The organism is Streptomyces sp. NPDC056527, from assembly GCF_042794475.1.
Classification (GTDB): Bacteria; Actinomycetota; Actinomycetes; order Streptomycetales; family Streptomycetaceae; genus Streptomyces.
Window position 1 is genome coordinate 1 of sequence record NZ_JBHTTQ010000175.1, and the last position, 8288, is coordinate 8288.

3 protein-coding genes are annotated in these 8288 nt (G+C 70.7%); 2 read left to right on the forward strand and 1 reads right to left on the reverse strand.

Going from position 1 to position 8288, the window contains the following annotated elements:
* The first annotated feature begins 236 nt into the window (after positions 1 to 236).
* The gene (locus tag ACFQ7Q_RS36740; protein ID WP_383563167.1) at positions 237 to 1514 is read left to right on the forward strand and encodes an extracellular solute-binding protein; all 1278 of its coding nucleotides are present in this window, start codon (positions 237 to 239) and stop codon (positions 1512 to 1514) included.
* Positions 1515 to 1904: 390 nt separating this feature from the next.
* On the forward strand, positions 1905 to 5633 hold the full coding sequence (locus ACFQ7Q_RS36745) for a S8 family serine peptidase (RefSeq protein ID WP_383563170.1): 3729 nt from the start codon (positions 1905 to 1907) through the stop codon (positions 5631 to 5633).
* A gap of 311 nt (positions 5634 to 5944) precedes the next feature.
* Here the strand turns inward: ACFQ7Q_RS36745 and ACFQ7Q_RS36750 are convergent, their stop codons facing one another.
* Complete coding sequence (locus ACFQ7Q_RS36750; RefSeq protein ID WP_383563173.1) at positions 5945 to 7993, reverse strand: SpoIIE family protein phosphatase; 2049 nt, start codon at positions 7991 to 7993, stop codon at positions 5945 to 5947.
* Positions 7994 to 8288: the final 295 nt, after the last annotated feature.

Below are 8288 nucleotides of genomic sequence, written 5' to 3' on the forward strand. Positions count from 1 at the left end.
CCGAAACAGGTGCCGGCCTTTGCCGTCCATTCGTCAATGCTCCTCACCGGAGTCGCTCTGGACATCGTGGAGGGTTCTACGCGCGTCGGAATAAGCACCGGCATATCGGAAGACACCATTCGGAATGCTCCGAGTTGGAGATATGACCACAACCGTTCGGTAGGGGGCGCAATTACACCCCGCACCAGGAGAGAATTTCGGACGCACTGACCAAAAAAGATCAACAGGAAAGATCCATGCGACGAAGACTCTTCGGCATGACCGCCTCCGTGGCCGCGTTCGGACTACTGGGCTCCCTCGTCACCGCCTGCGGCTCGTCCGGGAGCGACGGAACGACGCTGCGCCTGGTGGCCCCCGAGTACGGCGCGGGCCCTGGGACCAGCTCCAAGGCGTACTGGGACAACCTGACCGCGGCCTTCACCGCCGCCCACCCCGGCAAGAAGGTCGAGGTGACGCTCTACCCGTGGGCCGACGTCGACCGCGAGGTCACCCGCATGGTCGAGGAGGACAACGCCCCGGACGTGGCACTGATGGGCGCGTATTCCGACTTCGCCGCACAGGGCCGCCTTTACGCCGCGAGTGAGGTGATGTCGATCAGAGCGGAGGCGAACTTCCTGCCGCCGCTGGCGGAGGCGGGTTCGGTCGACGGCACCCTCTACGGCCTGCCCTTCGTGGCCAGCAGCCGACTGCTCTTCTACAACGAGGAGTTGTTCGACGAGGCCGGAGCGAAGCCGCCGAAAACCTGGTCGGAACTGAAGGACGCGGCCGAGGCGCTGAAGGAGGAGGGCGTGCTCTACCCGTACGCCCTCCCCCTCGGCCCCGAGGAGGCGCATGCCGAAGCCCTGATCTGGGAACTGAGCAACGGCGGCGGGTACACCGACAGCAGCGGCCGCTACAGCATCGCGTCCGAGCGGAACACCCAGACGTTCCGCTGGATCAAGGACAATCTGGTCATGCCCGCCCTGACCGGCCCGGTCCCGCCGGCCGAGCTCGACCGGCAGGACGCCTTCGCCGCCTTCCTGCGCGGCGACGTCGGCATGGTCAACGGCTATCCCTCGCTCCTCCACGAGGCCAGGGCGAAGGGCGTGAAGGTCGGCACGTTGCCCATGCCGGTGTCGGACACACTGCGCGACCGGGAGGCCCCGCCGGCGGCGGGCGTCGCCGACTGGATGATGGCTTTCAAGCAGGACGGCAATCGCGAACTGGTGGGCTCGTTCCTGAACTTCGTCTACGAGGACAAGAACCTCAGCGAGTTCGCCGGGCGCTACCACCTGCTGCCGTCGACGGTGTCCGCCACCCAGGCGTCCCGCTACGCGGCGGCGGACCCCAGCGCCGAGCAGTTCCTGACCGCGTTGCGCGGCGCCCGGCTGTACCCGGTGAACGAACCGTCCTGGCTCCAGATCAGCAACACCATCAAGCGGAACATCGGCAAGGCCGTCGCGCCGTCCGCCGACCCGAAGGTCGTCCTGGAACACATCGCCCAGCAGGCCCGGGACGTGGCACAGCAGAGCTAGCGGGCGTGGGCACCGCTGCCGAGGCACGCGATCGGACGCCCTCGCGGTCAGGGGGTGACGATCGGGAAGCTCGGGTCCGGCCGCGTCACATACGAGAACAGGCGGGCGAGCAGCCCCGGATCGCCGTAGCCGTTCCGCGGGTCCGCCTCCTCGCTTCGCGGCGGGGACGGCGACGGTCCCGGCCGCCGGTGGCGGCGGGGCGCCGAGGAAGCAGCCGAGCGGCCGGTCACCGGGCTCGGCGGGTCACGGGCTCGGTGTGATGCTCTGTCCGGCGGCCGCGATCCACCGCGCGCACAAGTCCGCTTCACCGGCGGCGGGTTGGCGCCATGGCGGCTACCCGCCGCCCGCGGGCCGGTGCGCGGAGGCACACGCTCCGTAAGGATCTCGGGCATGGTCTTCATACCCAGACGGCGGTCCGCGCTGGCCGCGACCGCCACCGCGCTCGCACTCGGCGGCGGGCTGCTGCTGCCCCAGAGCGCGGCGAACGCAGACACGACGGTCGAGGCACAGGCCCCACGACAGGACGCCACGGCGTCCTACGACATCACGCTGATCACCGGCGACGTCGTCCACTACCGGGAGATCGCCGGTGGCAACGATGTCGTGACCGTCGACCGCCCCGAGGGCGCCACGGGCGGAGTGCACATCCAGCGCTACGGCGAGGACACCTACGTGCTCCCGGCCGAGGTGATGCCGCTGCTGGCCGCCGACCGGGTCGACCGCAGGCTGTTCAACGTCACCGAACTCGCCGGGATGCAGCTGGACGACAAGCACGCGGACGGCATCCCGGTGATCGCTTCCGCCCCCAGGTCCCGCTCCGCACAGCCCCCGGCCGCCCCGATGGGTGCCGCCAGGGTCCGTACGCTCGAGTCGATCGGCGCGACCGCGCTCAAGGCCGACAAGGACCGGGCGCGCACCTTCTGGAACGCCGTCACCCCCGCCGCGAAGAACGCGCGGAGTCTCGACGGCGGGATCGGGAAGCTGTGGCTGGACGGCCGGGTGAAGGCCGCCCTGAGCGAGTCCGTCCCCCAGGTCGGCGCACCCCAGGCCTGGGCGAAGGGCTTCGACGGTACGGGCACCAAGGTCGCCGTACTGGACAGCGGCATCGACCCGACGCACCCGGACGTCAAGGACCGCATCGTCGGGACGAAGAGCTTCATCCCCGGCGAGGAGGTCACCGACGGCCACGGCCACGGCACGCACGTCGCCTCGACCGTCGTCGGTTCCGGTGCCGCGTCGGGCGGCTCGAACAAGGGCGTCGCGCCCGGCGCCGACCTCCTGGTCGGCAAGGTGCTCGCGGACAGCGGCTACGGCTCCGAGTCCGGCATCGTCGAGGGCATGGAATGGGCGAAGGCCCAGGGCGCCGACGTGGTGTCCATGAGCCTCGGCTCACAGGGCGGCGACGACGGCGACTCTCCCGAGGCGCAGGCCGTCAACGCCCTGTCCGCGAACGGCGGCCCGCTCTTCGTGATCGCCGCCGGCAACTCCTCCAGCCCCGGCAGCGTCAGCTCCCCTGCCTCGGCCGCCTCGGCGTTGACCGTCGCCGCGGTCGACAAGACCGACAAGCGCGCCTCGTTCTCCAGCCAGGGCCCGCTCGTCAACTCCTATGCCCTGAAGCCGGACATCTCCGCGCCCGGAGTGGCGATCAGCGCCGCGGCCTCGCAGGCGGTGCCGGGGTGGACCGGCGGCATGTACCGGTCGATGAACGGCACCTCGATGGCCACCCCGCACGTCGCGGGCGCGGCCGCCGTCCTCAAGCAGCGGCACCCCGACTGGGACGGCCAGCGCATCAAGAACGCGCTGATGTCGTCATCGAAGAAGCTGGACGCCTACAGCCCGTACGCGATGGGCACAGGCCGGCTGGACGTCGCCAAGGCCGTCGACACGACGGTCGAGGCCACCGGTTCGGTCGCTGCCGCGGTCTACAAGTGGCCCTACCAGGGCGCCGCGAAGACCGAGCGCACCCTCACGTACCGCAACACGGGCGACTCCGACGTGACGCTGGACCTGTCGCTCGATACCGCCGACCCGGCGTACACCCTGTCGGCCTCGACCGTCACCGTCCCCGCGAACGGCTCCGCCGCCGTCACGCTGACCCTCGACCCGACGGACGTCCCTTCCAACACCTCCTTCTCCGGCCAGGTCGTCGCCAGGGACGGCGACACCGTCGCGGCCCACACCGGCTTCGCGCTGTACAAGGAGCGTGAACTCTACGACTACACGCTGGAGCTGAAGGGCCGGGACGGCAAGCCCGCCAACGGCATCGTCGCCCTCACCTTCGAGGGCAACCGCACCCCCGTCTCCATCGCCGTGCAGGGGAGGACCACGCTGCGGGTGCCCCCGGGCACGTACACCGCCTGGACCTATCTCGATGTCGAGGGGGAACGCCCCGACTCGCTGGGCGTGGCGGTGCTGACCGCCCCCGAGACGGTGGTGGCCGGGCCGACCACGGTGACGCTGGACGCGAGCAAGGCGCGCGCGGCCACGGTTCGCGCGCCGAGGGAGGCCGAGGTATCGCAGACGGTGCTCGACTTCCACCGGATGTACGAGGACGGCACGGGTTCCGGTGGCATCGGCTTCGACAGCCAGTTCGTCCTGCTGCCGTACTACGACACGGTCTATCTGAGCCCCACCGAGAAGGTGGCCAAGGGCGAGTTCAGCGTCATGACGCGCTGGCGGTTGCGCGAGGAGTTCCTCGACGCCGAGACCGGCAGCGGGCACGACGTGCAGCTGACCGGCCAGAACGGCACCGCGTTCAAGGACGGCAGGAGCAGGCTCGCCACCGTCTACGCGGGCAAGGGCTCCGAGGCGGACTACGAGAGGATCGACGCCCGCGGCAAGGCCGTGATCGTCGAGCGCAGTGACGAGGTCGACGCCGCGACCCGCGGCAAGAACGCCGCGGCGGCCGGGGCGGCCATGCTGATCAGCGTCAACGACGGCCGGGGACGCCTGTACGAGGGCTACGGCAGCCAGGCGATCACCGTGGCCTCCGTCCGCGCCGGGGACGGCGCACGGCTGATCAACGAGGCGAAGTCGGGCCGCGGCACTCTGCGGGTGGACCAGAAGCGCTTCCCGGACTACCTCTACGACCTGGTGCGTGTCTACCGCGACGCGATCCCGGACCGCGCCCTGGACTACCGGCCGAGCGAGGACGACCTGGCCAAGGTCACCAGCAAGTACTACGGCCACAAGGACACCGTGGGCAGCGGGTTCCGCTACTACATCCCCGTCCGCGAGATCGGCCGCGGCCGTGGCGTGGGCCTCGCGGAGTACGAGGCGTTCCCGGACGCTCGCACCGAGTACGTGACCCCGCAGGAGGGGAACAGCTTCTGGTACGAGAACCACAAGGTCGGCTTCGACTACTTCGCCGACCAGGAGCAGCGCGGCGACGCCGACCGCTACCGGGCCGACCGCGCCTACACCGCCGAGTGGTTCGCCCCGGTGCAGCACCCGCGGTTCGGCTACGGGTACGTCAGCACGGCCACGACGTACAACGGCGTCCAGGTCAACATCCCGATGTGGTCCGACTCGGGCCGCGGGCACTCCGGCGCGATGCCCAACGCCGAGTACGACGCGGGCACCATCTCCCTGTACGACGGTGACACACTGGTCAAGCAGTCGAAGGGCCGCGCGTTCTCGGTCAACCTGCCCCGGCAGTCCAAGCCCTACCGCGTGGTGGCCGTGTCCTCCCGTGACGCCGCCGTCTGGCGGACCTCGACGAAGATTCGCACCGAGTACGGGTTCACGCACCACCCGAACGCGGAGGGCGACTACGGCCAGTACGACCTCAAGGTGCTCAACCTCTCCCTCGACGTGCCGACGGACCTGCGGGGCGACGCCGAGGCGGGCCGGAAGCTGACGATGGGGCTGGGCGCCGAGACCCAGCACTGGTTCGCCGGCGAGCAGTTCAAGGGCGAGACGGCCACGCTGTCGGTCTCGTACGACGACGGTGGGACCTGGCGGCAGGTGCCGCTGACGAAGGCGGCGGACGGTCGCTGGACGGCGAAGTTCACCACCCCGGACCGCCCGGGTTCGTTCGTCTCGCTGCGCGCGTCCGCGCAGGGCCCCGACGGCTTCAGCGTCAGCCAGGAGATCATCAGGGCCTTCGGGCTGAAGTAGGCCCCGCCCGTACGGAATCGAGCGGCTCCCGCCCCACGGCGGGGGCCGCTCCCGTCATCACGCCGACGGCCGCGCGAGAAGGCGGTCCGCAGCCCCCCACGGGCTGCGGACCGCACGTGAGTCCGCTCGCCCGGTGCGCAGCCCGAGGCGGACTCCCCACGGCGGAACCGCCGGTCCCCAGAACCGAACGACCCCGCCTCCCCGCGCAGCAGCCTGTCACCCCACGGCCTTGCTTCCACCCTCCTCAAGGGACACGACGCACAGAGATCCGGACCGGCGGCGCACGGTGCGGGCCTGCCGGCACGCCTGCCTCAGCTGGCGACCGTCGCCGTGGGCAGCAGCTGCTCGGTCCACACGTACTTTCCCGCGGTCTCGTACCGGGCGCCCCAGCGATGTGAAAGGGCCGTCACCAACTGGAGCCCCCGTCCTCCCTCGTCGGTCTCGGCGGCCCGGCGGACATGAGGTGTCGTCAGGCTGCCGTCCGACACCTCGCAGACGAGCGAGTCGCTGCGCAGGAGACGGAGCCGGATGGGGCCACGTCCGTACCGCACCGCGTTGGTGACCAGCTCGCTCACGATCAGTTCCGTGGCCATCACGAGATCGTCGAGGTGCCACTCGGCCAGCTGTTCGCGAATCAGGGCGCGCGCCTGGCCGGCTGCCAGGGGACCTTCCGGGAGGGTCCAGCCTGCCATGTCGGACGCCCTGAACGAGCGGGGGCGGGCGACGAGCAGGGCCGCGTCGTCGGTCGCGTCGGACGGCGCCGGGAGAAGCGCGTCGGTGAGCCTGTCACAGAGTCGGTCGAGGGCGTGATCCGGCAGGCCGCCATGGTCCGACGCGTCATCGTGCTCCGTCGCGGGGCCGCCACCGGAGCCCGCGTGTCCCAGGGCCTCGTCGAGGGTCGCCTTGAGCAGGGCCATGCCCCGGCCCATGGATCGCGTGGCCGTCTCGGCGAGCCCGTCCGTGTAGAGGACGAGCAGGCTGCCGTCGGGAACGTGCAGGCGACGCGTCTCGAACGGCGGGTCGGCCACCCCCAGCGGGGAGTTCGGTTCCAGGTCGATGAAGCGCGCCGATCCGGAGGGCTCCACGAGCACGGGCGGAGGGTGGCCTGCCGACGCGAAGGTGCAGCCGGCGTCCGTGGGGTCGTAGACCGCGTACAGGCACGTCGCGTAGAGGTCCTCGCCGAGGTCGGCGACGAGGTCGTTCAGGTGCACCAGCAGGTCGTCCGGGGCCAGTTCGAGGTCGGCGAGCGTTCGCACGGCCGTCCGGAGGCGTCCCATGGTCGCGGCTTCCGTCAGACCGTGCCCCATGACGTCGCCGATCACGAGGGCGACGCGGCCGGACGAGAGGGGCAGTACGTCGTACCAGTCACCGCCGACGTCCGTGGCCTCCCCCGCCGGCAGATAGCGCGCCGCCGCGGTGAGGGCCGGAAGCGCGGGCAGATCGCGCGGCAGGAGCTCGCGTTGCAGCTCACGGGCGCGGTCGCGATCGGCATCGTGCAGTCGGGCCCGTTCGAGGGCTTGGGCGATCAGACCGCTGAGCGCCATCAGCAGGGTCCGCTCCGCGTCGTCGAGCCGGCGGTGTTCCGAGAAGGAGATCGAGCAGGCGCCGATCGGCCGTCCGGACGCGATGAGGGGAAGGAAGGCCCATGACTTCTTGGCCGAGGCATGCACGCGATGCGCCATGTGCGGGTAGCGGTGGATGTGCTCCTCGACCGTGTCGACGAAGAGCGGGGCGCCCGTCCTCAGGACGTCGGCGACCGGCGAGACGGCGGGAACCGGTTCGGCTTCCACCATCGCGGTGAAGCTCTCCGGGTAGCCGACCGCGCCCACGACGCGCACGCGGTTCGCCCTGCTCTCCTCGAGGACTCCGATGGTCAGTCCGGAGGCGCCGAACGGCGGCAGGACGCGTTTCGCCACCGCCGATACGACGTCCTGGACGGTCAGTGCCCCCGACAGGGCGACCGTGAGGTTCTTGATCCGCTCGGCCCGCTGCACCGCGGTGTGACGCGTTCGGCTCGCCTGGGCCTCCTGGAGTCTCGTCTCGTCGATGTCGCTGACGTAGACGCTCATGCCGTCCGGCACGGGCACGAGTCGGAGGTGGTACCAGTGGCCGTCCGAGGGACGGCGTACGTCGATCCCGTTCGGCTCACCGGACTCGGCGACGTCGCGGCAGCAGCGCTCCAGCTCCCCGTTCTGCCGGAACCCCTCGGCCGCTTCCCAGAGCAGGAGCCCCACGGCGGTGTCCGCACCGCGGCCACCCGCACTGAACAGCCGTTCGGCGGCCGGGTTGGCGTAGAAGATCCGCCAGTCGCCGTCCATCAGCAGAAAGCCGTCGGCCATGTTCCGCAGTGCGGTGTCCACGCGGTCCGTCGGCAGGTCCGAAGGCGTGGGCGGACCGTCTGCCGATGACGCACGACGTTCGTTCACAGCCGACCTCACACTCGTTGGCCGCCCCACTCCCTCACTCCATTACCGCATACGTGGACGCCGGATGCCCTGGCACGAGAGGCCGGCCCGAGAACCTCGCTCCGAAGCGAGACGCGGGGGCGGGGGTGCCGCCGGGCGTCGTGGGGGCGCCGGCGGTGACGTGGGCGTTTAAAAAAAAACCCGCCCCCCAGACGGAGGAATATAAGGGGTTGGGGGGTGGGGGGGTAAA